Origin of the sequence: Phormidium tenue FACHB-1052 (assembly GCF_014696675.1) — a bacterium.
In the GTDB taxonomy this organism is placed as follows: Bacteria; Cyanobacteriota; Cyanobacteriia; order Phormidesmidales; family Phormidesmidaceae; genus Nodosilinea; species Nodosilinea tenuis_A.
Map to the genome: position 1 here is coordinate 205647 of NZ_JACJQN010000001.1, position 25876 is coordinate 231522.

Consider the following 25876-nt stretch of genomic DNA (forward strand, 5'->3'; position numbering starts at 1 on the left):
CCGACATTACCTTCCGTTTCGTAACGGCATTTACCCTGTGACCGCCCTTAGCTAACAAGGAACACCCATGTCTCTATTTTTTGATGTTCTCAGTTCTATCAACAACCCTAACCAGCAGGGCAACATCGACCAGCTCAGCTCAGTGATGACCGCCGTACAACAGCTCGCCAGCAGCCAGGGCATGAGCCATGATCAAATCGTATCTATTCTCAACGCCCTGGGAGGCACGCTTCAGCCCACCCTCAAGCAGCAGGCCGCCACTCTGGGTACCGGTCAGCTCGAAGGGATGCTCGGCAAACTGTCTGGATCTGGGGGCGCGGCAGCACTCGCCGCTGCCATTCCGCCTCAAATGCAGCAACAGATGATCGAGGCTGTGGCCCAAAAGAGTGGTCTAAATGCGGGCACGATTCAAACTATGCTGCCCAAGCTGTTGCCTGTGGTGATTGGGCTGCTAGGCATGGGGGCCGCTAAGCCCGGCGCAGTCAGCGGCGGCAACCCATTGCTCAGAACGTTCCTCGATTCTGGCGCGTCCAACTCCACCGACCTGGGCACCGTAGTAAAATTTGCCGAACGCTTTCTAAACTCGCCTCAGTAGGGGTTTTGGGTGAACCCTTCGCCGTTAGTTGTGATTTCTCCTGAGCGCTGCCCTTGAGTAGCGCTTTTTGGTGAGGCGGATGAGGGAGGTGGGGAGGGTAAGGAAGGTGGTAGTCGGCACTGCTTTTCTGATCTCCCAATCTTCTCCATCTTACCTATCTCCCCTAATCTCCCTCACTCGCTCCACCGCTGTAGCGTCCCAAAAGATAAGCCACCCGCCCGTTATAGGTGCAAGAACTTTTCCAAGGCGGCGACCATGGCAGGGGGCCAGCGGCGCACGGTGCTGACCCAGTCTAAATCTCTGTAGCGGCGATCGAGGCCCATGACGGCGACCCAGTTGCTTTCGGCTTCGCCACTTTGACCTTGGCTCCAGAGGGCGGCAGTGAGGGCAGCACGGGCATCGGCAAAGTTGGGGTAGCGGCGGGTGAGGCTGCGGAACTGGCGAATGGCTTCTTCGGCATGGCCTAGCTGGTATTCGGCTAGGGCAGCGTTGACCCGAGCAAAGGCAAATTTGGGGTCGAGATCGACGGCTTTTTGGTAGTCGGCCAAGGCCGTTTCCCATTTGCCTAGGCCCGCCTGGGCGTTGCCCCGGTTGTTGTAGGCGGCGGCATCGTCAGGGTTAAGGGCAAGCACTTGGCTGTAGTCGACGATCGCATCCTCCCACTGCCCCAAGCCCTCTAACGCCGCACCCCGGTTGAGGTAGGGATCGGGCTGCTCTGGGGCTAGAGCCACCGCCTGGTTGTAGTCCTCCAACGCTTCAGCCAGCTTGTTTTGGCTCACCCGCACGTTGCCCCGGTTGCTCCACAGGGCGGCTTCGTTGGGCAGGTAGTCGATCAGCTGGCTCCAGTAGGTTTCGGCCTCCGTGAACTGACCCTTTTGGGAGGCGGTAAAGGCTTTTTGGCGCAGGTCAGAGATCTCCTGCACCACCTGGGGAGAAAGGTCTGCCGAGGTGGATTGGGCCAAGGCGGGAAGGCCCCAGCCCGTCCAGAGGAGCAGGCAGACGATAGCAGCCATCAACCGCCCTTTCCATGGAATAGGCGTGCGAGGCTGAGTGGTGAGGTCCTGGGTTAGTTGGGGCCAAAACGTCATAGCTGTCCTAACGGTCGGGGGATAGAAATTACTGCCTTCACTACACCATAGCGATACCGTTTAAATAAACCCCAGATCATTGCTACGTCCGGCGTGGGCCAAGGCGAGTTGGTGATACTTCTGGGCGTGCTCCAGCAGTTCTAGGACTTGCTGGTCGGAGATTTGGCGCACCACTTTACCGGGAACGCCGATAACGAGCGATCGCTTCGGCACATCCTTAGTCACTACCGCACCGGCCCCAATAATGCTGCCGGTGCCCACCCGCACCCCGTCCAGCACGATCGCCCCAATGCCGATCAGGCAGCCTCGCTCAATGTGGGCGCTGTGGATGACGGCGCGGTGGCCAACGGTGACATAGTCTTCGAGCACCGTCGGCTGGCCGGGGTCACCGTGGAGAATTGCGCCGTCCTGCACGTTGCTGTAAGCACCGATTTCGATGCGTTCAATATCGCCGCGCAGCACGGCCCCATACCAGATGTTGCAGCCTGCATGGAGCGTAATTTGGCCCATCACCGTGGCGTTGGGGGCCACAAACGCCGCCTGAGACAGGTCGGGTCGAGGCCAGAGCGAGCTAGGGGAAGCCATAGGCCACAGGAGTCTCCAGGGAAATTCTCAAAAAAATCGGCGGTTTCAGACAATGGGATGTCCCGGCTACGGAGACAGCCGAGTTCCCACAGGTATAATACGGCTATAGCCCATGCCCCTATCTGTTTCTCGCCCTCAAGAGGACACGTCTGGTTTCAGCCCAATGGTCAACTCCGCCTTGCAGTATCCCATCTATGGGCCAGAAATCCAGTGCCCTCACTGCCGTCAGACGATTCCGGCCTTGACGCTGACTGACACGTATCTGTGCACCCGCCACGGAGCCTTTGAGGCCAACCCCGACTCCAAGGAGCTAGTGCACCTCCAGTCGGGTCGGCACTGGCGTCAGTGGGAGGGCGAATGGTATCGCCAGCACACCCACCCCGACGGCATTCGCTTTGAGATTCACGAGGCGCTCGATCGCCTCTATACCCAGGGCTATCGGGCCACGCGGGTAATTATTGCCGAGCGCTATCAAGAGCTGGTCAATTCCTATCTAGAGCGCAACAACCCCTGGCGCGGGCAGATGGAAACCTCGACTGCGCCCAAGCTCTACGGCCTGCCGGTAGAGTTTAGCCCCCCCGCCGAGGTCGATTCCCGCTGGGCGGTGATCAACTTTAGCCTTGAGAAAGAGCCCGGCGTGCCGGTGCGCTATCCCTATTTTCGTCTCTTTGAGTAGCTCTTTTGAGCCGCCCGCCCGATGCTCCACCACGCGTCCATTCGCACCCAGGATATTCACCGCGCGATCGCCTTCTACGAAGCCCTGGGGTTTACTGTCCACGAGCGCTTTACCGCTGGCATTACCCTGGCCTGCTGGATGGAGGGACTGGGGGGCCGCATTGAGCTGATCCAGGTGCCGGAGCCGCGCCCCGCCGCCGATGCCTTTGGCGATGAGCACTACAGTGGCTATTATCATCTATCCTTTGATCTCACCGAGGCGACCTCTAGCCTGCCCCTGTGGCTAGAGGAGCTGCGCCAGCGGTTTGAGCAGTCGGCGGCGGCGATGCCCAAGGTGCTGCTGGAACCCCAGCAGCAAATCATCGGCGATCGCGTCTATGAGGTGGCCTTTCTCGCCGATGCCGACGGGCTGCCTTTGGAATTTATTCGAGTGCTGGGCTATGTCCAACCCTGAGGGGTCTAGTTTTGAGAGAATGACACCGTTTACCGACAACTGGGCCTATTTAAAAACCGAACTGGCCTGGCTTGATCGCCTGCTGATGGTGGCCGTCTCGCGGCAAAAGCGCGAGCTGCAAGAGCTAGACGACTTTGCCCTCTCCGGCGAAGACCGGGTCACCCGCCACTGGTGGAAGGGCATTATTAGCCTCAACGGCCAGCCTAACTACGACAACGCCCGCCCACCCAAGACCCAGCGTCCTAGCGGCAGCTACGCCCAGCAGCTAGAGGCCCGCATTTTGGCCAGCCAGCGGCAGGGGGTGGTGCTGGCCCTGCCCCAGCTGCGCGATCGCCTCCAACTCACCATGTTTGAAAAAAACGTGCTGCTGCTAGCTCTGGCCCCCGAGGTCAACCAGCGGTTTGGGCGGCTCTACAGCTACCTGCACTACCAGCACGACGAGTCTGACTGGGATTTGCCCACGGTCGACCTTTGCCTGCGGCTGCTGTGCAGAAATGACCAGGAATGGCGGCGATCGCGCCCCCTAATTGCCCCCAACAGTCGTCTGTCAAATCTGGGCCTGGTGGAGTGGCTCAACGCCGACGACACTACCTTGCTCAGCCGCCATCTGCGCCTGACCGAAGATCTCACCACCTATCTGCTCTCTGAAGAACCCGACCCCGCTACCCTCGATGCCTGGGCCACGGCTCCGGCACTAGAAGCAGAGGAAGCTTCAGAAGTTCCCGCCGAAAGCTGGAATAGCCTGGTGCTGCCCGACCCTCAGCTAGCGCAGCTCAGAACTGTAGCCGCCACCGCTCGCGCCACCGACGGCACCATGGTGCTGCTAGCTGGCCCCAATGGCACCGGCAAGACCCTCGCCGCCAAGGTGCTCGCCGCCGAGCTAGAGCTGCTGCTAGTGATGGTTGACCTAGCGGCGATCGCCCCCGACGAAGAGGGCAACATTCCCGAACTCGAAGACCTGGCCCACCTGCCGCCCTGCGTGCTGCTGCTCAAAAATGCGCCCCACTGGTTTGGCCGCACCCCCACCATCGCAGCAGCTCTGGTGCAGTCCTGGGGAATCCAGCGCCGCCGCCAGCCGGGCTTGACGCTTCTGGCTAGCCCCTACCTGCAAAGCATCAAGCCCTCCTGGCGACAGGCCATGACCGGGGTAATCGAGTTTCCCCGACCCGATGCCGCCGCCCGCGAGCTGCTGTGGAAGCGGGCAATTCCTAGGGGGGTAAAAAAAGAACGCACCCTGCGGTGGCCTCAGATTGCTCAGCAGCTACCGCTAACCGGCGGTGAAATTGTTACGCTGGCCCAAACTGCGGTCGCTTTGGCCCAGCAGGCTGACCCCCCAGTGCTCACAGTAGAGGGGCTACACCAGAGCTTAGCCCTGCACCATCCGGGGATGAACCTACAGAAGGCAAAGGCGGCGCGATCGCCCAAGACTACCCCAAAAGGGTCATCGCAGCGAACCAAGTCTAAAAAAGCCTAGCGTTGACTTAAAGCCGCACCGTGAAACCGCTACAGTTCGCTGGGGCTATCAGGCGCAACAACTTCACCGAGTTCTGGCGTTAGCACCGTAGGTTTGTCATCCACTAGGTCTGAGAGGCCATCGATCGCGATATTCATGTCGCCACAGGCTGACTTGAGCGCCTCTTGAAATTGGGCGGTGTCATCGCCATAGCCGCAGCGTTCGGTGGCGATCGCCAGCCCTTCTTTGGCATTCGCCTTGGCGCAATCGACTAAAATTACTCCGATCAGCGGGGATGAACTAGCCATATCAAACTTATTTTTAGACAGCATTCGTTCAGTCTTCAAACTAGGGGCGGCAGTAGCCTCCCACATCTAACTTGCGAGGGAGTTATTGCTCTAAAACATCCTCAGGTTAGGGACTCTCAAAGCACAATGTCCCACATTAGGCAGATGGGACTATTGGGCTGCTGCGGTTAGATGAAGGGGAACGGACTCCGAAGAGACATAACTATGAGCATCAACATTGGCCTTTCCGAACAAGAGCGCCAGGGCGTAACCGATATTCTCAACAAGGTTCTGGCCGACGCCTATCTGCTGTTAATCAAAACCAAAAAGTACCACTGGGACGTAGTTGGCCCTCAATTCCGCACCCTTCACGAACTGTGGAAAGAGCATTACGAAGCCCTCACCATTAGCATTGACTCCGTAGCTGAGCGGGTGCGCCAGCTCAACGGCTACCCCCTGGGCACTGCTGAAGGGTTCCTCAAGAATGCTTCTCTGAAAGAGCATCCTGGCGATCTGCCCTCTGCCCAAGAAATGGTCAAGCGACTGGTTGTTGACCATGAGCAAATCATTCGCAACCTGCGCGGGTTTGTTGACCAAACCTCCGAAGAGTTCCATGACGAGGGCACCTCAGACTTTCTGACCGGCCTGATGGAAGCGCACGAAGAAATGGCTTGGATGCTGCGCTCCTTCCTGGACGGCGAATCCTTCGAATCGAGCGGCACCCGCGACCAAGAGCTAGCTACCAGCAACCTGGCATAGTTTGCTTCAGGACAGCACTAGCTGCTTTAAGTAGTTCAGTTGTGAATTCTTAAAGTTTGGTCTTCCAAGACCAGCAACGAGTCTAACTTAGCCTCGTCAACCACCCCGCCTGTAGCCTTCCTTAAGAAGCCTATGGGCGGGGTGCTTTTTGCGCCCATCTGTACCTAACTCCCCATGACCTATGGGAGGATCAACTCACTCATCTCCCCATCTTCCCCATGCCCACCGTCACTTTTCCCCTCACCTACCTGCAACGGCTGACCCCCACCGCCCCTCAGCAGCTAGCCCAGCAGGCCTTTGACTACGGACTAGATGCCACCTTGGGCGACCAAACCCTAGAGGTCGAAGTCACCGCCGAGCGGCCCGATCTGCTAGCGGCAGAAGGGTTTACCCGCGCCATCAACATCTATAACGGTCTACCCCGCACTGTCCCCGAGCAGCTACTCGCCTCGGGTCGCCGGGTCACCGTCCAACCTGAGGTGTTGCCCCTGCGACCCCACATTGCCGCCTTGGTCGTGCGGGGGGCTGACTTGCAAGGCGGCGGGTTAGAGGTGCTGGTGCAGTTTCAGGAGAAGGTGACCCAAACCTTTGGTCGCCAACGCAAGAAAATTGCGATCGGCGTCTACGACCTCGACAAAATTAGCGGCGATTTGACCTACACCGCAGAATCCCTCGATGAATTGACCCTTGTGCCCCTACACAGCACCCAACCCATGACGGCCCGGCAGATTCTGCGCGAGCACCCGGCGGGTAGGACCTATGGCCATACCCTACCGGGAGATGACTATGCCCTAGTGCTGCGCGATGCCAGCGGCACTGTACTTTCCATGCCGCCAATCATCAACGCAGCGGGGGTAGGAGAAGTGGACGCCAACACCCGCAATTTATTCATTGACGTCACTGGCATTCTGGCCCAAACGGTGTTAGAGACGGCCAACATTCTGACCCACAACTTTTTAGACACCGGAGCTGAGGTGCAAACTGTGGAGATTGCCACTCCCCAGGGCATGCTCACCACCCCAAGCCTGGCCCGCTATCCCGTGCAGTTTTCGGCCAAGTATCTCAACGAAATTATGGGCACCGCTATTCCTAAGAGCGGCCTGGGTCAAGTGCTCTCCCGCATGGATCTGGAGGTGAGCGGTACCGATGTGGTGCATGTGCCTACCTATCGCACCGACATCTTTAGCCAGGTTGATCTAGCGGGGGATTTACTAGTGGCGATCGGCATCGGCACGCTCCAGGCCGAACCCTTAGCCGTCAAATTTCATTTAGGGGAAGCCGATGCCCTGCGCCAGGCCATGTTTAAGGTGGGTGATCTGGCTCAACGCATGGGATTGATGGAAGTGAAGAGTTTTGTGCTCACCGATCCCGAAATTCTCGATCTGTTTGGGGCGACCTATGTGCAGACCGGCAATGCCAAAAGCCGCACGTTTAGCGCCACTCGCACCACCCTGCAAGCGGGGCTGCTAGATATTCTGGCTCGCAACATTAACGCGCCCAAACCTATCAATATCTATGAAACCGGGGAAGTGCTGCGGTTCAATGCGGCAGATGTCCCTGACGAAAGCCAGCACTGGAGCTTTGCCAGCCTAGATGCTCGCGCCTCGTTTACTACCGCCAAAGCCTACATGCAGACCATGCTTAAAGCCCTAGGGCTGAGCTATGAACTGACTGTCTGCGAGGCTTCCTATTACATTCCGGGACGAGCAGCTACGGTGGTGATTCAGGGACAGCCGGTAGGAGAATTTGGCGAAATTCACCCGCAGGTGCTGGAGCATTTTTCGTTCCCGGAGCCGGTCTGTGCCGGGGAACTAGACTGTACCGCTAGCCTGCTCGTAGCCTCCGAACGGCGGCGTTGACCTAGGCTGGTCACGTTAAAGGGCTAATGTCCTGGGTTGATTTAATCCATAGCAGTGCCCCAATGCCAGCGACACCTTGCCCGATGAAATGCCACACAGAACGGGGACAGTAGGCCAGGTATGGGAGAAAGTGCCATAACCAAATATTACGGTTGCCACCAAAATCGTGATGCAACCATGACGTTCCTCTGCCCTTTGGCTAGTCTGGTCATCATCCTCCAGCCGGAATGCCATGAGCGACTCTTCTATTGACGGCCCCACCCGGGTCTATGCCAAACCGACCGAAGGCCACGTTTCCCTGGGGCGAGGGGTGCGTCAAGTACTGTTTTTGGTGCCCATGACGGTGTTGTTTGCCCTGCTCTTCTTTGGGCTACCCGTGCGCCAGCGCACAGTGGGGCTGACCGCTGGAGCTATTGTCGCGGTGCTGTGGAATGTGGTGGTAAGCGGAGTGCGGGTCGCTGCCCAGTGGGAGCGGGGCGTCATTTTACAGCTAGGCAAAATTCAGGACGTGCGGGGGCCAGGGTTGCTATACGTGGTGCCGATCCTGGAGTCGGTGCAGTTTATCGACACCCGCACCCTGGTGATCAACATTCCGCGCCAGAAGGTAATTACCCGCGACAACGTGCCTGCCGAAATTGACAGCGCCCTGTTTTTTCAGGTGAACGATGCTCAAAAAGCGGTGATTTCGATTCAGGACTTTCGCTTTGCGGTGTCGCAGTATGCCCAGGCGGCGCTGCGGGATGTGGTGGGTGGCCTTTCGCTCGATGATCTGCTGTCGGAGCGAGATCAGATTCAGACTCAGATTGGGGCGATCGTGGAGGCCCAGGTACAGGAGTGGGGCATGCACATCGACTCGATTCGGCTGCAAGACATTGAGCTGCCGGAGGATCTAAAGCGGATGATGTCGCGCCAGGCTTCGGCGGAGCGAGAAAAGCGGGCGACGATTACGAAAGCGGATGGCGATCGCCTCGCTGCCCAAAGTCTAGCCGCCGCCGCCCAAATTATGGAGGCCAACCCCATCGCCCTTGAGCTACGCACCCTGCAAAGCATTGATAGCCTAGGGGCTAGTCCGTCGAATACGGTGATTTTGTTTCCGATGGAGCTATCCCAAGCCCTAGGCAACCTGCGGGCTAAACCTGCACCCGAGGAGTAGCCACCACGCCAATGGGTGACGTGGTCATAATGATAAAGATCAATTACGACAGCGAACTCACCATGCGACTACTACACACCATGCTGCGGGTCGGCGACTTGGATCGTTCTCTCAAGTTTTACTGCGATGTGCTGGGTATGCAGCTGCTGCGCAAAAAAGATTACCCTAGCGGCGAGTTTACCCTAGCCTTTGTGGGCTACGGCGACGAGACTGACAACACCGTGCTAGAGCTGACCTACAACTGGGGCGTAGAGTCCTACGATTTGGGCACCGCCTATGGCCACATTGCTTTGGGCGTAGACGATATCTACGGGACCTGCGATCGCATCAAAGCCCAGGGCGGCCAAGTAGTGCGCGAGCCCGGCCCCATGAAGCACGGCTCGACCGTGATCGCCTTTGTGCAAGACCCCGACGGCTACAAAGTCGAGCTGATTCAGCTAGGCAGTTCCGATGGGCACCGCAAAGCCGCCGAGCCAGAGATGGCGGTCAGTTAAGCGGGGTAGGCAAGGTGTAGGGTTTCAGGTATAGGGTGCAAGGTTCGGCCCTGCACCTTAAGCCCTATACCTTGCACCCCTACTCGCGATCCTTAAAAGGCATAGTTAACCGTGGCCGTGATCTCAGTATCGGTATCGCCAGGCTTAAACAGGACGCTGCCGTTGATGTCGACAACCACACTGCGGGTGATGCCCCAGTCGAGCCCAGCGGTAATCATTGGGTCAATGGCGGAGCGACCGTCGGCGTTGTAGGCGACTCCAGCTCCGGCGTAGGGGTAAAGTGCCTGGTCGAGGGCGTAGTCTACGGAGATGGGCAGCCGCAGTTCGGTGCTGCTGTCAAAGACCAGGGAGGGACGCACCGAGAGGGTGGTGCGACGGCCTAGCTCAGTAATTTTGGCCTTAGAGTCGATGACAAACGAGGTACTGTCGTTGAACCCGGCACGCACACCTGCGCCCACGTAGTAATCGGGAACTTGCTGAGCCTGGGCTGGGAAGGCCACAGCGCCTACCGCCGCCGCAGACACTAGGACTACATTCAGTTTCATCATCACTCCTCCTCGGTAACGGGTTGAGTCAAACAGGCTCGTTTGACTAATTTGATTTTCAGCCGTTTTGGGGCAAAAGCCTGCCAATTTTTGGGGTAGGGCAGGGAGTTTGGGTAAAGGTTCTGTAAGGTTTCGCCGTCGTTAGAGGCTGGGACTAGCAACGGTAAAAGACCGTCCAGAGGGCGATCGCCGTCAGAAAAAATCGGGGTTACAGATACAGACCCAGGCCCCAAGCGATGAGTCTGAGAACATTAAAAGCATCGTCTGGGCACCCCTCGTTACAGCTTAAACATTGACCAATCTGACTTTAATGTATTGGGAATAGCTCCAAAAATTGCGCCATTTTTTGCCTAGAAAGCCGCTAAGTTTAAGCCGACATAACAATCCGTTTTGCCAATCTCTTGGCACACTAGAATAGTGACGCCCTTACCATAGATGCCAACCGCGTGCTAGACCTCGCCCAATTATTTCCCTTTCCCCTCGACGATTTTCAACATCAGGCGGCGGCAGCGCTCGATGCCGATAAGTCTGTGGTGGTGTGCGCCCCCACTGGCTCAGGCAAAACATTAATTGGTGAATATGCCATCTACCGGGCCATGGCCCACGGCAAGCGGGTGTTTTATACCACCCCGCTGAAAGCACTCTCTAACCAAAAGCTGCGCGATTTTCGCGACCAGTTTGGCTATGAAAATGTCGGTTTACTGACGGGCGATCTCTCGATCAATCGCGACGCCCCCATCGTGGTGATGACCACCGAAATCTTTCGCAACATGCTCTACGGCACCCGCATTGGCGAAACGGGTACCACCCTGCAACAGGTCGAGGCCGTCGTGCTCGACGAATGCCACTACATGAACGATCGCCAGCGCGGCACCGTCTGGGAAGAGTCAATCATCTACTGCCCGCCCGAAATTCAGCTCTTGGCCCTCTCTGCCACGGTCGAAAACTCTGGCCAGCTCACCGACTGGCTACAAAAAGTCCACGGCCCCACCGAGCTAATTTACTCTGACTTTCGCCCAGTACCCCTACAGTTTCACTACTGCACCGGCAAGCGGCTGGTACCGTTGCTAGATGCGTCCCAAAAGGCGATCAACCCCCAGCTCAAAAAACAGCGGGCTCCCCAGCGCCAGCCCGGTCGGCGCGGCGGCGGGCGGGTGAGCCTGCCCTTTGTCATGGGTCAGCTACAAGAGCGAGATATGCTGCCCGCCATCTACTTTATTTTTAGTCGCCGGGGCTGCGACAAATCGGTGGATGAGGTCAGCCACCTGTCGCTAGTCACGGATGAGGAAGCGCAGGAACTCAAGCTCCGCATTGACACCTTTCTAGCCCACAACCCCGATGCCGGGCGGGCGGGCCAGGTGGGGCCGCTATATCGGGGCATTGCCGCCCACCACGCGGGCATTTTGCCCCTGTGGAAAGGATTGGTCGAAGAACTGTTTCAGGCCGGGCTGATCAAAGTGGTGTTTGCCACCGAAACCCTGGCCGCAGGCATCAACATGCCTGCCCGCACCACGGTGATCGCCAGCCTCTCGAAGCGCACCGACAGCGGCCACCGCCTGCTCACCTCCTCAGAATTTTTGCAGATGGCGGGGCGAGCTGGACGGCGCGGTATGGATCTCCAGGGCCATGTAGTCACCGTCGAAAGCCCCTTTGAAGGATCGCGAGAGGCCGTACACCTGGCCACTTCGGGGGCCGACCCGCTGGTCAGCCAATTTACCCCCGGCTACGGCATGGTGCTCAACCTGCTGCAAACCCACTCGCTGGATGAGGCAAAAGACCTGATCGAGCGCAGCTTTGGCCAATATCTGGCTACCCTGCATCTGGTGCCCCAGCAGCAGGAAATTGACCGACTGGAGGGAGCGATCGCCCACCAGCGAGCCCAGCTCGCCGCCTTTGACGAAGGCTTGCTGGCCGAGTACGCCAAACTCAAAGAGCGCCTCAAAGAAGAACGGCGACTGCTCAAGACCCTCCAGCAGCAGGCAGCGCAGGTGCTGGCCGACGATGTGGGCAAGATGGTGCCCTTTGCGATCGCCGGTACGCTCCTCTCCCTCAAGGGCAAGCACATTCCTGTGGGTGAGCCGGTGGCCGCCGTGCTGGTTACTAAGGTGCAGGGCTCGGGGCAGTTTCCCTACCTGGTGTGTCTCACCAAAGCCAACCAGTGGTATGTGGTCACCGCCGCCGATGTGGTCGGCCTGCACGCCGATATTCCTCGCTTGCAGTCGGTCGATACCCTGGCTCCACCCACCGATCTGCCCCCCACGCCGGGCCAGCGCCGCCGAGGTGATGACTACACCGCTGCGATCGCCGCCACCATGGCCATGCCCCCCACCCTCGAAATGCTGGCCCCCGAGGTGCAAGACCAACTCGATCGCATGCGCGAGGTCGAGCACACCCTGGCCATCCACCCCGCCAGCCAGTGGGAAAACGCCAAGGGCTTGCTCAAACGGCAGCGGCGGCTGCGCGAGCTAGAGGATGAATGGCGCGATCGCCAGCAAAAACTCTCCCAATACACCGGTCGCTACTGGCAAGAATTTCTCCACATCATGGAGGTGCTCAAGCACTTTGGTGGCCTCGCAGACAACCGCCCCACCGAGCTGGGCGAAATGGCTGCCGCCATTCGCGGCGACAACGAGCTGTGGCTGGCCCTGGCCCTAGAGTCGGGCGAGTTTGACCACCTCAATACCGCTCAGCTCGCCGCCGCCTTTGCCGCCCTGGTCACCGAAAATTCGCGGCCTGATAGCTGGTGCCGCTACAAACTCTCCGGCACGGTAGAAGAAGCCCTGGGCGGCTTGCACAACTTGCGCCGACAGCTCTATCAGCAGCAGCACCGCCGCCACATTACCGCTCCCATTTGGCTGGAGTACGACCTGGTGGGCCTAGTCGAGCAGTGGGCCAACGGGGTTGACTGGGTAACACTGTGCGAAAATACCAGCCTCGACGAAGGCGACATCGTGCGCATTCTGCGCCGCACCCTGGATGTGCTGTCGCAAATACCCCACGTGCCCTACATCAGCGAAACCCTGCGCAGCAACGCCCGCGAGGCCAAAGACCTCATGAACCGCTTCCCGGTCAATGAGGACATTGGTTGAGCCAGACTGTGCCTGGCTATGGCGATCGCTCGCCGTCATCTTCGCCTTTTGCAGCGCGATCGGAAAATGTGACAGCGAGAGGTAGCCGCGTAGCCACAAAGCGGGGCGGGTTGCAGCCCCTACCTTAAGGTCAGCGCTGAAGGTGGGCAAGCTATAGGGGTGCGTTTCCGTTCTAGGTAGATCTCCCCTAGCCGCTGGCCCCCGTTTGGCTCCTGAGACCCATGCTCGACCACCGCTCCCAGTTCAGCGCTGCTGAGTCCCCTATTCATGGTTTGGGGACACGACCTAGGATTTCGATTTTAGTCAGTGATTTATCGAGTCGAGGCGCTGGGCGCTGGGGCGGCGCAGTGCGGCCATTTTTGCTGGGGCAGGCGCTGCAAAGCATGGGCTACCCGGTAGAGATTGTAGGATTTTCGGCGGAGAACGATGCCGGAAGGGCGACCCATGCCGAGGCAGCTCCCGTTTCTGGAATGTCGCTAGTAGGCGGGGCAGATCGGGTACTGCCCGCGATCGCCATTCCCGTCCACACTATTTTTCTGAAGACGCCGACCCCTGGGCCGGGGGACGTGGGCAGGCTTTTTCGCCACCTCAGCGGTGACATCCTCTATGCCTACAAGCCCAAGCCCAGCAGCTTTGGCCTGGCTCTGTTGCATCGCCAGTTCTCGCGATCGCGGCACCGTTGCCCAGTTCTCCTCGACATTGACGACTGGGAACTGAGCTGGCACGGGGGCGACGTCTACCGCTACCGTCCCCAGCCCCGACAGCTAGCGCGAGATCTGCTGAAATCTGACGGGGCGCTTCGCAACCCCGATCACCCGCTCTATTTACAGTGGATAGAACGACTGGTGGCTAGCGCGGATCTAGTCACCACCCACAATGACTTTTTGCAGCGGCGCTTTGGCGGGGTGATGATCCCTAACGGCAAAGATATTGAGCTGTTTAACCCCGATCGCTACGATGCGGCAGCCAGCCGTACCGCCTACGGTCTCAGCGACTATCGGGTGCTGATGTTCCCTGGCGCACCCCGCCCCTACAAAGGCGTGGAGGATATTTTGGCCGCAATGGATCGGCTCAACCAGCCCGACCTCAAGCTGGTGCTCGTCGGCGGTAGCCCCTACGACGACTACGATCGCACCCTAGTCGATCGCTGGCCCCAGCATATTATTCACCTGGGCAAGCAGCCCTACGCCGACATGCCCAAGGTTATTGCCGCCGCCCATGTGGTGGTGGTGCCCCAGCGCCAAACCCCCGCCGCCCAGGCCCAGTTTCCGCTGAAGCTGACGGATGGCATGGCGATGGCCAAGCCGATTTTGGCGACGCGGGTGGGCGATATCCCCGCCATTCTCAACGACTGCGGCTATTTGGTGGATGCGGATCAACCGGCGCAGCTAGCCGCGCAGATCACGGCGATTTTTGCCAACTATGACCAGGCCCTTGAGCTGGGGAAGCGGGCGCGCGATCGCACCCTCACCCACTACAGCATGGCCGCTATGGGCGCAGGCCTGCACCAGGCCATTCAGCAGACCATTGTCGCCAAGGTGCATCGGCAGAGCAATATTCTGGGGCATACCAACCCACCCTGACCGCCAACCCACCCCACACACCCCCTACCCATTACTCCCTACACACCCACTCCCCATGTCCGCCCAAAAGCTGCTCTTCAACTACGCAAAACGCTACCCCTGGCGCATTCTGGCCGCCATTGGGCTGGGCTTTTCGGGGGCGGTGTTTAACGGGGTGGGCACGACACTGATTGTGCCAGCGGTATTTGAGCTGTTAGGCACCGGGGCCAGTAGTGCTGAGGCGATCGCCCTTCCCCCCCTGCTAGAGCGACTGCTGGAACCCATTTTGGGCATCCCTGGGCCGGGGCGAGCGGTGCTCATGCTGAGCTTTATTGTGCTGACCATTTTGCTCAAAAACCTGGCTAACTACCTGAGCAGCGTCACCAGCGAGGGGCTCAGCCGCCGCCTCACCTGCGACTTGCGTCGAGACGGGCTCGACCTGCTGCTCAGGGTCGATATCGACTACCACAACACCATGCGCACCGGGGATATCATTCAGCGGCTTAATGACCAAATTGGCCGGGCGGTAACCTCGATCAACGCGGTGATCAACCTGCTGCGGGCATCTCTGAATATTTTGTTTTTTGGGGTGGTGTTGCTGTCGATCTCAGGGTCGCTGACCCTGGCGGCGGTGGTGCTGATGGCTGGGGTGCTGCTGCTTAACCGCTACGTGATTGCCCGTGCCCGCGAGTATGGCAAGACCCTGGCGGAGGCCTCTAAAGACTATTCGGTACGCACCTTAGAAATGCTCAACGGCATGCGCCTGGTGAAAGCCACCGCCAACGAGGCCGCCGAGTTTGCCCAAGTAGAAGCCCTGATCGAGCGGCGCGAACAGGCAGCCCTGCGATCGCAGATGAACGCCGCCATCATTGGCCCGCTGAACGAAATTCTCAGCATTTTGGCCCTGGTGGCGATTATTTTAATCAGCCAGTTTTGGTTGGGCAGCGGCTCGGCGGCCTCAGCCACCCTGCTGCTGACCTTTTTGTTTGTGCTGTCGCGGGTGGTTCAGTTTGTGGGGCAGCTCAACTCGGCCCGCAGCCAGTTGGCCAACAGCGCCGCCAGTGTTGACCTGGTCTATGACTTTTTGCGCTGCGACAATAAACCCTTCATGGCCCAGGGCAGCCGCCCCCTCACCACCCTTAGCCAGGGCATTACCTTCGAAGGCATTGCCTTTAAATATCCCACCGCGAAAGACTGGTCGCTGCACGAGATCACTCTCTCGCTGCCCAAGGGCACCACCCTGGCCCTGGTGGGGGCCTCGGGCGCAGGCAAGTCTACCCTGGCCGATCTGCTGCCCCGCTTTTACGACCCGGTAGCGGGCCGCATCGCCATCGATGGGGTCGATCTGCGCGAGTTTGACCTGGGCAGCCTGCGCCGAGCCATGGGCATTGTTAGCCAAGACACATTTTTGTTTAACGCCACTGTGCGCGACAACATCGCCTACGCCCAGCCCGCAGCCACCGACGCTGAGGTGGTGCAGGCGGCCCAGCGGGCCAACGCCTACGAATTTATCAGCCAGTTGCCCCAGGGTTTTGACACCGTCGTGGGCGATCGCGGCGTCATGCTCTCGGGGGGTCAGCGGCAGCGCATCGCCATTGCCCGCGCCCTACTGCAAAACCCGCCCATTCTCATTCTCGACGAAGCTACAAGCGCCCTTGATACCGTTTCAGAGCAGCTAGTGCAGGCAGCGCTGGAGGATCTGAGCCGCGATCGCACCACCCTGGTGATTGCCCACCGCCTCTCCACCATTCGCAAAGCCCACCAAATCGCCGTGCTTGACCAGGGCCGCGTGGTCGAACTCGGCACCCACGAAGAACTGCTGCAACACCAGGGCCGCTACACCTACCTCTATACCGTGCAATTCGCCCAAGAAACCGGCTCCTGCCCCATCCCCCCTACCATCACCGGCACCGCCTCCTACGACCTGCGATCGGGCCTTAACGTCGTTCTCGGCTCCCTCCAGCTACTCGCCGACGGCCTGGTCGAAGACGGCCCCGAAACCGAAGAACTGATTCAAGAAGCCTACCGCGCCGCCCTCAACCTCCTTCCCACCCTCGAAGCCGTCGAGAAACAGTCCGCCGTCGCCGACCAACCACCCCGAGCCCCATCGCTGTTAGCTATCCCTAACGCCCTATCAAATTCAAAATTCAAAATTCAAAATTAAGCCCCCACTCCCTTACTCCCCTACTCCCCCACTCCCTTACTCCATGCTCCGCCCCTACCTCTTTTTCATCCGCGACACGCTACCCCAGCCAGCGGCCCACCTGATTCAAACCGTGCAGTGCGCCAACGCCGCCGCCAACCTGGGCTACTCCACCCAGCTCGCCTTTGTCGATCGCAGCGCAACGGCCTGGCAACCCTGGCGCTGGGTCAACCCGCAGTCCCAGCCGGTGGATGACGCATTCGCCCGATTTTTCAACCTTCAAACTGGGGCGCTAAATTCGCTAGGACTGCTTCCCTTAGCCATGCCCTGGCCCATCGACCGGGTCAAGCACAAGCTCACCAACGCCAGCACCGTCGCCTGCAAATACTACTGGCCTCGGCACCTGGCCGCCCGCACCGCCCTCGTCCACACCCGCGACTGGAACTTTGCTAAGGCCGCCCTGAAGTACGGGGTGCCCGTAGTGTTTGAGTGCCACCATCACCTCGAAAAACTCTTCGAGCCTGAGATGGCAACCCATCCCCTCTTGCAGGTGGTAGTCACCGTCATCGACACGGTGAAGGAGAGCATTATTCGCAACGGTGTGCCCGAGAAAAAGGTGGTTACGGTACCTAACGGATTTAACTCGCAGTTTTTGGCGCGGCATCCAGCGGCGGCGCAGGGGTGGCGCGATCGCCTCCTCACCCCGCCCTTCACTCAGCTCGTCGTCTACGCCGGAGCGCTGCACGAATTCAAAGGCGTCGATTTACTGCTAGAAATCGCCCCCCAGTTTCCCCAGGTGAAGTTTGCCCTGGCCGGTGGCCCCGCTGAGCAGCAGCAGCACTACCGCGATCGCATCGCCAACCTAGATCTAATGAATGTGGACGTGCTGGGATTTTTAGGCCAGCAAGACCTGGCCCACCTGCTGCAAGCCGCCGATGCTCTGGCCCATCCTCACCAGCTCGGCCAGGCTGCCACCTTTACCTCACCCCTCAAACTGTTTGACTATTTGGCCTCGGGTACTCCGGTCGTGGCCACCCGCATTCCATCGCTGGAAAACTGGCCTCTGACCGACCAGATTGCCGCCTGGTGCGACCCCAACCAGCCCTTAGCGTTTGCGCATAGCCTGAGGCAGATGCTCGCCGATTATCTCCGCCCGGCTGAGGGTTTCGCTCCGAACATAGCTGCCCTTCAACCCTATTCTTGGGAAGCCCGCATTGAGAAAATTTTGTCCCATGTAGAAGCCCGATACCACCCCCAACTGTCGGGAGAAAACCCATGACCCGCCCCATCATCGGTATGCTATCGAGCTACGGCGGCCTTACTCAGTGCGACTGGCTATGGAAGCAGACGCCCGAACCCTTTGGGGTGTGGGGCAACATGCAGCTACAATCGCAGCACCCAAATCTAGACTATCTGCTGCTGTATCAGTTCAACTTTCACGAGCGACTGGCTCCCAAACCCCAGTCCAGATCGCAGCGGTTGCTCAGCGCCTTGCCCTTTGCCAAGTCTGCCGCTCCTGTAAGTGGCCTTAGTCAGCTACCGCCGCAGTTTAACCAGGTGCCGAAGGAACGCACTGCTTTTTTGCTGCGCGAGCCGCCGTTGCCGGAGGTGCGATCGCAAAACCTGCTCAACTACGCCTACGCCTGCGACTACTGCGGCTATGTCTCTGGCCCCGACGACTTGGCCCCAACTCCTGCCTACATGCCCGCTATTTGGTATGTGAATGTCTCCTTCCGCGAGCTAAATGAAGCACAGCCCCCCGAAAAGCACAGCCCCTGTAGCTGGATTACCTCGGGCATCAACCGCACCGAGAGCCACCGCCAGCGCCTCGCCTTTTTGCAGCAGCTTCAGGAGAGCGGCGTGCCGGTCGAGGTTTACGGACGCGGCCTGCCCCCCGGCACCCGTACGGCGGGAGAACTTAGCAACAAGTGGTCGGGCATGGCTCCCTACACCTACAATCTGGCGGTCGAAAACTTTGCTGACAACGACTGGTACGCCAGCGAAAAGCTCTGGGATGCGCTGCTCTCCTGGTGTCTACCCATCTACTACGGCGGCGGCGCAGCGGATAAACTGCTGCCCCCCGGCAGTTTTTTGCGCCTGCCCAGCCTGGATGAAAAAGGCATCGAGTACATCCGCGAGGTGACGGCCAGCCCCGATGCTTGGCTAGAGGCGAGGGATGCGATCGCCGAAGCCCGCCAGGTGATTCTCCACAAGCTGAACTTGATGAACTGGCTGTCGGAGTGGGTAGGGAGTGGGGGATAGGGGAGTGAGGAAGAGTTTTGAATTTTGAATTGTAGGTTGGGGCAAAGAAAGTAGGGTGGGCAGTGCCCACCATTGAGGTAACTTGAATGGACGGCATTTGTACCCTCGGCAACGATCGCGTCTATGACCAAATCGTCGCTTTAATCAACAGCATCGAAATCTTCGCCCCCGGAATGCCCGTCTGCATTTACCCCTACGACGATCGGGTGGATCGGCTGCGGGAACTGGTGCGCGATCGCCCCCACCTCACCCTCTACGACGACACCGATTCCATCCAGCGATGGGATGCCTGGGTGGAGAAAATCTGGGCCACCCATCCCACCGCTCGGCAACAGTGGGATGCGATCGGTAGCGCAGGCGTCCACCGCATGGGCACCCACCGCCGATTCTGCGCCTTTGACGGCCCCTTCGATCGCTTCATTTATATGGATGCCGATACGCTGCTGCTCAGCGATCCAGCCCCAGTATTCAACGCGTTGGATGAATACGACTGGGTCACCTACGACTTTCAGCACAAAGACCTCAGCCACGTGTACGACGTAGATTTGCCGTGGATGGAAAAGCTGTTCTCGGCGGAGCAGGTGCAGCGGCAGGCGTTTTGCTCCGGGTTCTACGCCAGTCGCCGAGGACTGTTTGATCCTAATCAGGGTCAAAACATTCTGGATTGGCTGACGGCTGGGGAAGCAGCGGTGTTATACCCTATGGCTCCCGATCAGACCATTCTCAACTACCTGGTGATGCGCTGCGGCGTCAATTCCTGCAACCTGGCGCTGACCCTGCCAGCAGAGGAACGCACCGGCAATTCTGTCACCTCCAGCCACTTCACCATTGAGAATCACCGCGTCTATGACAAGGGCGTGCCGCTGCTGTATCTGCACTACATCGGCCTGTCATCACAGCTATTTGCCCGACTGTGCAACGGTGAGAACGTTAACCTGCCCTATCGCGATGTGTTCTTGCACTACCGCTATCTGCACGATTCTGAGAATCGCCCAACGCTGGCGGGCAAACTAGTGACAGCCAAGCCCCAAGGCTGGCGACGGTACCTAAAACCCCTGGCCCAGTTGCTCCCTTAAGGATTGCTATGACCACGCGCGGCATTTACATTACAGCCAACGACAAGGTGCTCGACCACGCGATCGCCTGCCTCAACAGCATTCGCGCCCACGACCCCAGCATCCCGGTGATGCTGATTCCCTACAACGACGACTACCACCAGGTGGCCGAGGTGCTAGGCCGCGACTACGGGGTTGAGGTCTACCCCGATCTGGCGTTCATTCAGCGGTTGTCAGAAAATCTGCACGGCATTTTTGGCGAGGGGTTCTTTGCCCGCCCCAACCAGTTTCGCAAGCAGGCCTGCTGGTTTGGCCCCTTCGATCGCTTCCTCTACATCGATACCGATGTGGTGGTGTTTAGCGCGATCGCCAAAGTTCTCGACGCCCTCGACGACCACGACTTCATCAGCTACGACTACCAGCACCGGGGCGGCATTCGCAACGTGTTTGCCCCCGCTATTGTTGAGCAGGGTGTTTTTACCCCCGCCGAGCTAGAGGATATGTTTAACTGCGGCTTCTGGGGTTCTAAGAAGGGGCTGGTCAGCGAGCAAGACCTGTACGACACCTTTGCCGAATGTGCCGCCCACCCCGACTATTTCGACTTCTCCGAAAAAACCTCTGATCAGCCGATCATCAACTACCTGATTCTCAAGCGGGTGGCGCGGCGGTTTAACCTAGTGCGCCAGCCCGGCGGCGGCCCCGGCAACTGGGCGGGCAGCCCCCACTTTGTTCAAGAGGGCATGACGCTGCGTGATCCCAACGTGAACAAACCCCTCGACTATCTGCACTGGGCTGGCTACCGCATTCAACCCGGCTGCCCCTACTGGGATATTTGGGCTCACTACCGCTATCTGCGCGACCCCGACAGCCGCCCAGCAGAAGTGCCCACTGTCGCCCCATCTCGAATAAAAACCCTTAGGCGTAAAGCAGGAAAGCTGCTGAGCCGTTTGGGGCGGTAGCCATCTGGCCATCTGGATGCTGCACCATTGAGAAGAGTAAAATAGCGCTATCAATTTATTGGGGCTTTCGTGAGCATGAACATCCAAGATCCCCAAGCCAACCAGATGGCGCAAGAGCTGGCAGAACTAACCGGCCAAAGTCTAACCGATGCAGTCAAAATGGCGCTTCAACAGACTTTGGCTAAACTTAAGGCCAGCAAAACCGCTCCGCAGCCGCGCCCCTTAGCTGATCGCCTCAATGAAATTGCGCTACGCTGTGCTGCCCTGCCCGATTACGACAACCGCAGCGCAGACGAAATTTTGGGCTACGACGAGCACGGGCTACCCAGCTAATGGTGATCGATACTTCAGCGATCGTAGCTATTCTTTTTGCCGAAGCTGAGCGGGAAACCTTTAACCAGAAGATTGCTAACGCTACAACTCGCCTCATCTCAGCCCCTAATTTGGTGGAATGCAGTTTGGTGATTGAATCTCGCAAGCAGGCTTTGGGCCGCGCTGAGCTAGAACTGTTTGTCTACGAAGCAGAACTAACCGTAGTGGCATTTGATCGTCTGCAAGCTGATTTGGCTGCAACGGCCTGGCGTACCTACGGCAAAGGACGACATCCCGCTGGCCTCAACTTTGGCGATTGCTTTGCCTATGCTCTGGCCAAGTCTAGAGATGAACCTCTGCTGTTTAAGGGGAACGACTTTTCTCAAACGGATATTACTCAGGCCTAACAGCCATTTGTATACCGCCTTATCCTATTTGACCTAAAACAATCGGCCCTGCTGCGCTTCTCCTAACGCCGATCGCGCCGTGCCGGAAGACGCTAGGCGATCGGCGTAGCGGGTGGTTTCGGGCAGGCGGTATTTCGTGCTGCATCGCAACACCAGATCGATGGCGGTTTCTAGCGTTGTGTAGTGGCCGGGGGAAATGTACAGCGGTTTGGTATTGGCGCGGTTACGCAGCACGGCTCCAATGCGATCGCCCCGATCTATCAGCGGTACCCAGGTGCCTTTGTCGGGCGGTACCTCAATGTGGGTGCCGACCAAGCGCGACTTGGCGACGCCAACGGTAGGGCGATCGCACAACAATCCCAAATGCGACGCAATTCCCAAGCGCCGGGGATGCGCTATCCCCTGGCCATCGCAGAGAATCACATCCGGCTCGGTTTTGAGCTGGGCTAGCGCCGCCAGCACCGCAGGCACTTCTCGAAACGACAGCAGTCCCGGCACGTAAGGAAAGACGGTAGGCTGCCGCACCAGCACCTCGTCCACCGGGGTCAAATCGGGGAACGACAGCACCACCACGGCGGCACGGGTAGTTTCGCCCTCATCCTCAAACCCGGCATCAACCCCAGCAACGTAGCGAATGGGTTTGGGGATGCGGTCTTCGAGAACAATCTGGGGTGCGAGGGTTCGCTGAAGGACGATCGCCTCGGCAGGTGTCGTCGGCCAGCTCTCTGGAAACTGAATCTGCATTACTGTGCTTTGCCGATCCTAAATAAGTGCCTGTAAACGCTTTGTCCCCTTATCCTCAATCTCAAACCCTAGACCGTAAACCCTCTAACTACTGCCATGCTAGGGTGATCATGCCCTTCACTGCCTCACCTTTATGACTAATCGTCTGGCAGATTCGCCCAGTTTGTATCTGCGCAAGCATGCTGAAAACCCGATCGATTGGTGGCCCTGGTGTGATGAGGCGCTGGAGCGAGCTAGGCAGGATGATAAGCCAATTTTTCTATCGATTGGCTATTCGAGCTGCCACTGGTGCACGGTGATGGAGGGTGAGGCGTTTTCGGATGGGGCGATCGCAGCCTACATGAACGCCAACTTCATCCCCATCAAAGTCGATCGCGAAGAGCGCCCCGACATCGACAGCATCTATATGCAGGCGCTGCAAATGCTCACCGGGCAAGGGGGCTGGCCGCTAAACGTGATGCTGCACCCCGAGACGCGGGTGCCATTCTATGGGGGCACTTATTTTCCGCTGGAGCAGAAGTATGGGCGTCCTGGTTTTTTGCAGGTGCTCACGGCCCTGCGCCAGTTCTACGACACCGAAAAATCGCGCCTGGCCGAAATCACCGAGGCGGTGATGGGCAATTTGCACCAGGGAGCGCAGTTGCCAGAATCCCCCACAATTCCATCGGCAGAGGTGCTCTATGCGGGGTTAACAACGAACGCCAAAATTCTGCTCCCCTCAGGCCAAGGCACCTGCTTCCCAATGATTCCCTACGCGGCAGCGGTGCTGGGTGGGCTGCGGTTTGATCTGGATCTGGATGTGGCCCACATCTGCGTTCAGCGGGGGCAAGACATGGCTCTGGGCGGCATTTATGATCACGTAGGCGGCGGCTTTCACCGCTACACCGTCGACCCAAGCTGGACGGTGCCGCACTTTGAGAAGATGCTCTACGACAACGGCATGATTGTGGAGTATCTGGCTGACCTGTGGGCCAGCGGGCAGCAAGAACCAGCCTTTGAGCGGGCGATCGCCCTTACCCACACCTGGCTCTTGCGTGAAATGACTGCCCCTGACGGTTATTTCTATGCCGCTCAGGATGCCGACAGCTTTGTCACCCCCAACGATGCCGAGCCAGAGGAAGGCGCATTCTATGCCTGGCCCTACAAGATTCTAGAATCGGCATTGACCGCCGACCATTTACAGGCGTTGGCCAATGCCTTTGCGGTGACCCCCCAGGGCAACTTTGAGGAACAAATCGTGCTGCAAAGATTTGACCTTGGCCCCCTCTCCAGCGAGGTCGAATCGGCCCTCGATCAGCTCTTTACTCTGCGCTATGGCACCCCGGCGGCCGAGCTAGAGATTTTTCCTCCGGCGATCGACAACCAGGCGGCTAAGACCCAAACCTGGCCAGGCCGCATTCCCCCCGTGACCGATACCAAACTGATCGTGGCGTGGAACAGCCTGATGATTTCTGGCTTGGCACGGGCGGCAACGATGTTGCAGAACCCCAGCTATCTGGCCACCGCTGTAACCGCCGCCGAGCACATTCGCCAGCATCAGTGGATTGGCAGTCAGATGCACCGCTTGGGCTATGACGGCACACCCCAAGTGCCGGCCCAATCAGAAGACTATGCCCTGCTGATCAAGGCGTTTCTCGACCTGCATCAGGCCAACTTGGCTCTTCCAGACTCCGCTACTGACACTGACTGGCTGACGCTGGCGATCTCAACCCAGCAAGAGTTCGACCATTTACTGTGGAGCGCTGATCAGGGAGGCTATTTCAGCACCGCCGCTGGCGAAGATTTGCTGGTGCAGGAGCGTCCCTACCAAGACAGTGCGACCCCGGCGGCGAATGGGGTAGCCGTTTCTAACCTCGTGCGTCTATCTCTGCTCACCGACAATTTGGACTATTTAGACCGCGCCGATCGCACCCTGCAAGCCTTTGGCACCGTGATAGAGCAAATTCCTCGCGCCTGCCCCAGCTTGCTGGCGGGCCTTAACTGGTTTCGCAACGGCACCGTGGTCAAAGCTGTAGCAGAAATCATTCCTGAACTGGCGGCAGACTATTGGCCAACGACTGTTTTTGCGGTTTCCCATGATCTGTCTGCTGACGCGGTGGGTATGGTGTGCCGAGGCACTACTTGTTTGGCGGTGGCAGATTCTGTGGATAAACTACGGCAGCAGTTGCAAACCCTCCGGCCCCGCTAATCTATGCCCCACAACTCAGATTTGTATCGGGTGCTGAGCGATCGCATTCGCCAGTCGCCTCACCAGCGCCTCTCCTTCGCCGAGTTTATGGAGCTAGCCCTCTATCATCCCCAGGGCGGCTACTACACCACCAAAGACGCCATCCTGGGCTTTGGGGGAGACTTCGTTACCTCTGCCCACCTGGGCCACGACTTTGGCGAACTGTTGGCTACCCAATTCGCTGAAATGTGGGAGCATCTGAGCCGTCCTCAGCCCTTCTCACTGGTGGAAATGGGCGCTGGTCAAGGGCTGATTGCCGCCGATGCGCTGGGTGCATTACAAAACCATTTCCCCGACTGCTTTGCTGCCTTAAGTTACCAAATTGTTGAAAAGTCTGACCGACTGCGAGCCGCCCAAGAGCAGCGCCTATCACCCTGGGCCGAACGAGTCACCTGGCTGAATCTAGAAGAGATTCCCGACGACAGCATCACCGGCTGCTTTTTCACTAACGAACTGGTCGATGCCCTACCTGTGCATCAGGTGGTAATGACAGAATCGGGCTTGCAAGAAGTCTACATCACCCTATCCGACGGCCCAGACGCTTCTGTAGTAGAAGTCTTGGATTCTCCATCAACCCCGCGTCTAGCCGACTACTTTGCCTTTGTCGGCATCGACTTGGCCGACCCCCAGTATGCCTCCGGCTATCGCACCGAAGTTCACCTTGCCGCGCTCGACTGGATGAAAACGGTTGCGGCCAAACTGCACCGGGGCTATGTGCTCACCGTCGACTACGGCTACCCCGCCAGCCGCTACTACAGTCGCGCCCGTTCCCAGGGCACGCTCCAGTGCTACTACCAGCACGCCCACCACGACAATCCCTACAGTCACCTCGGCCACCAAGACATTACCGCCCATGTCAACTTCACCGCGCTGGAGCGCCAGGGAGAACACTGCGGCCTCGAAACCCTGGGAGCAACGCAGCAGGGCATATTTTTGATGGCGCTGGGCTTGGGCGATCGCCTCGCTGCTCTGGGCCAAATTCAGGCCAGCGACCCCACCACCGTCAATCTTGCTATTCAGCGGCGCGACAAACTTCACCAGCTGATCAACCCCATGGGCTTGGGAAATTTTGTGGTGCTGGTGCAGGGCAAGGGGCTAACACCTGCGGCCAAGACGCTGAAGGGGCTGACGGTGCCGCCGTTGATGTAGAGCGCGATCGCATTCACTTA

Annotated in this window: 24 protein-coding genes; 19 read left to right on the forward strand and 5 right to left on the reverse strand. The window is 58.7% G+C overall.

Annotation, left to right across the window (positions count from 1 at the left end; all coding sequences use genetic code 11):
* Positions 1-67 precede the first annotated feature (67 nt).
* On the forward strand, positions 68-595 hold the full coding sequence (locus tag H6G07_RS00890; protein ID WP_073606850.1) for a DUF937 domain-containing protein: 528 nt from the start codon (positions 68-70) through the stop codon (positions 593-595).
* A gap of 221 nt (positions 596-816) precedes the next feature.
* Here the strand turns inward: H6G07_RS00890 and H6G07_RS00895 are convergent, their stop codons facing one another.
* Positions 817-1608 (reverse strand): tetratricopeptide repeat protein, encoded by a 792-nt coding sequence (locus tag H6G07_RS00895; RefSeq protein WP_073607060.1) that lies wholly within the window; start codon positions 1606-1608, stop codon positions 817-819.
* A gap of 135 nt (positions 1609-1743) precedes the next feature.
* Positions 1744-2268, reverse strand: coding sequence for a gamma carbonic anhydrase family protein (locus H6G07_RS00900; protein ID WP_073606849.1), 525 nt, complete (start codon positions 2266-2268; stop codon positions 1744-1746).
* A gap of 163 nt (positions 2269-2431) precedes the next feature.
* On the opposite strand from H6G07_RS00900, the gene H6G07_RS00905 reads away from it, so the two are divergent.
* Genes H6G07_RS00905 through H6G07_RS00915 form a run of 3 tightly spaced genes read left to right on the forward strand, consistent with a single transcriptional unit; the run spans position 2432 to position 4871 of the window.
* Positions 2432-2944 (forward strand): TIGR02652 family protein, encoded by a 513-nt coding sequence (locus tag H6G07_RS00905; RefSeq protein ID WP_073606848.1) that lies wholly within the window; start codon positions 2432-2434, stop codon positions 2942-2944.
* A 21-nt stretch (positions 2945-2965) separates the two neighbouring features.
* Positions 2966-3397: a VOC family protein gene (locus H6G07_RS00910; protein ID WP_073606847.1), complete on the forward strand. Its 432-nt coding sequence runs from the start codon at positions 2966-2968 to the stop codon at positions 3395-3397.
* A complete protein-coding gene (locus H6G07_RS00915) occupies positions 3384-4871 on the forward strand; it encodes an AAA family ATPase (protein WP_171972941.1) in 1488 nt (495 codons plus the stop codon). The genes H6G07_RS00910 and H6G07_RS00915 overlap by 14 nt, the downstream gene beginning before the upstream one ends.
* Positions 4872-4900: 29 nt before the next feature.
* Here the strand turns inward: H6G07_RS00915 and H6G07_RS00920 are convergent, their stop codons facing one another.
* Positions 4901-5182, reverse strand: coding sequence for a hypothetical protein (locus tag H6G07_RS00920; RefSeq protein WP_242026567.1), 282 nt, complete (start codon positions 5180-5182; stop codon positions 4901-4903).
* A 180-nt stretch (positions 5183-5362) separates the two neighbouring features.
* On the opposite strand from H6G07_RS00920, the gene H6G07_RS00925 reads away from it, so the two are divergent.
* The 4 genes from H6G07_RS00925 (at position 5363) to gloA (ending at position 9402) form a co-directional block, all read left to right on the forward strand.
* Positions 5363-5896 (forward strand): Dps family protein, encoded by a 534-nt coding sequence (locus H6G07_RS00925; protein WP_073606845.1) that lies wholly within the window; start codon positions 5363-5365, stop codon positions 5894-5896.
* A 218-nt stretch (positions 5897-6114) separates the two neighbouring features.
* Complete coding sequence (pheT, locus tag H6G07_RS00930) at positions 6115-7755, forward strand: phenylalanine--tRNA ligase subunit beta (protein WP_073606844.1); 1641 nt, start codon at positions 6115-6117, stop codon at positions 7753-7755.
* A gap of 232 nt (positions 7756-7987) precedes the next feature.
* Complete coding sequence (locus H6G07_RS00935) at positions 7988-8908, forward strand: SPFH domain-containing protein (protein WP_073606843.1); 921 nt, start codon at positions 7988-7990, stop codon at positions 8906-8908.
* A gap of 62 nt (positions 8909-8970) precedes the next feature.
* A complete protein-coding gene (gene gloA / locus H6G07_RS00940; RefSeq protein WP_073607058.1) occupies positions 8971-9402 on the forward strand; it encodes a lactoylglutathione lyase in 432 nt (143 codons plus the stop codon).
* 92 nt (positions 9403-9494) lie between these two features.
* Here the strand turns inward: gloA and H6G07_RS00945 are convergent, their stop codons facing one another.
* Positions 9495-9947, reverse strand: coding sequence for a hypothetical protein (locus H6G07_RS00945; RefSeq protein WP_139296898.1), 453 nt, complete (start codon positions 9945-9947; stop codon positions 9495-9497).
* 446 nt (positions 9948-10393) lie between these two features.
* Here H6G07_RS00945 and H6G07_RS00950 point away from each other — a divergent pair, with 446 nt between their 5' ends.
* From H6G07_RS00950 to H6G07_RS00990, 9 genes are all read left to right on the forward strand, one after another.
* On the forward strand, positions 10394-13036 hold the full coding sequence (locus H6G07_RS00950; RefSeq protein WP_073606841.1) for a DEAD/DEAH box helicase: 2643 nt from the start codon (positions 10394-10396) through the stop codon (positions 13034-13036).
* A 221-nt stretch (positions 13037-13257) separates the two neighbouring features.
* The gene (locus H6G07_RS00955) at positions 13258-14619 is read left to right on the forward strand and encodes a glycosyltransferase (protein ID WP_084172846.1); all 1362 of its coding nucleotides are present in this window, start codon (positions 13258-13260) and stop codon (positions 14617-14619) included.
* Between the two features lie 55 nt (positions 14620-14674).
* A complete protein-coding gene (locus H6G07_RS00960; RefSeq protein ID WP_073606840.1) occupies positions 14675-16762 on the forward strand; it encodes an ABC transporter ATP-binding protein in 2088 nt (695 codons plus the stop codon).
* 43 nt (positions 16763-16805) lie between these two features.
* Complete coding sequence (locus H6G07_RS00965) at positions 16806-18020, forward strand: glycosyltransferase family 4 protein (RefSeq protein WP_073606839.1); 1215 nt, start codon at positions 16806-16808, stop codon at positions 18018-18020.
* Complete coding sequence (locus H6G07_RS00970) at positions 18017-19003, forward strand: glycosyltransferase family 10 domain-containing protein (protein WP_073606838.1); 987 nt, start codon at positions 18017-18019, stop codon at positions 19001-19003. Before H6G07_RS00965 ends, H6G07_RS00970 begins: the two co-directional genes overlap by 4 nt.
* Before the next feature lie 86 nt (positions 19004-19089).
* Positions 19090-20079, forward strand: coding sequence for an Npun_R2821/Npun_R2822 family protein (locus H6G07_RS00975; protein ID WP_073606837.1), 990 nt, complete (start codon positions 19090-19092; stop codon positions 20077-20079).
* An 8-nt stretch (positions 20080-20087) separates the two neighbouring features.
* Complete coding sequence (locus tag H6G07_RS00980) at positions 20088-21017, forward strand: Npun_R2821/Npun_R2822 family protein (protein WP_073606836.1); 930 nt, start codon at positions 20088-20090, stop codon at positions 21015-21017.
* A gap of 75 nt (positions 21018-21092) precedes the next feature.
* Positions 21093-21350 (forward strand): type II toxin-antitoxin system VapB family antitoxin, encoded by a 258-nt coding sequence (locus H6G07_RS00985; RefSeq protein WP_199311833.1) that lies wholly within the window; start codon positions 21093-21095, stop codon positions 21348-21350.
* Entirely contained in the window at positions 21350-21736 is a 387-nt protein-coding gene (locus H6G07_RS00990) for a type II toxin-antitoxin system VapC family toxin (RefSeq protein WP_073606834.1), read from the forward strand. Before H6G07_RS00985 ends, H6G07_RS00990 begins: the two co-directional genes overlap by 1 nt.
* Positions 21737-21769: 33 nt before the next feature.
* On the opposite strand, the gene nfi is transcribed toward H6G07_RS00990, so the two are convergent.
* Positions 21770-22480, reverse strand: a complete 711-nt coding sequence (nfi, locus tag H6G07_RS00995; protein ID WP_073606833.1) for a deoxyribonuclease V — start codon at positions 22478-22480, stop codon at positions 21770-21772.
* 133 nt (positions 22481-22613) lie between these two features.
* Here nfi and H6G07_RS01000 point away from each other — a divergent pair, with 133 nt between their 5' ends.
* Together H6G07_RS01000 and H6G07_RS01005 are read left to right on the forward strand one after the other, a co-directional pair.
* Positions 22614-24668: a thioredoxin domain-containing protein gene (locus H6G07_RS01000; RefSeq protein WP_073606832.1), complete on the forward strand. Its 2055-nt coding sequence runs from the start codon at positions 22614-22616 to the stop codon at positions 24666-24668.
* Positions 24669-24671: 3 nt separating this feature from the next.
* On the forward strand, positions 24672-25856 hold the full coding sequence (locus H6G07_RS01005) for a class I SAM-dependent methyltransferase (protein ID WP_073606831.1): 1185 nt from the start codon (positions 24672-24674) through the stop codon (positions 25854-25856).
* Positions 25857-25876 lie beyond the last annotated feature (20 nt).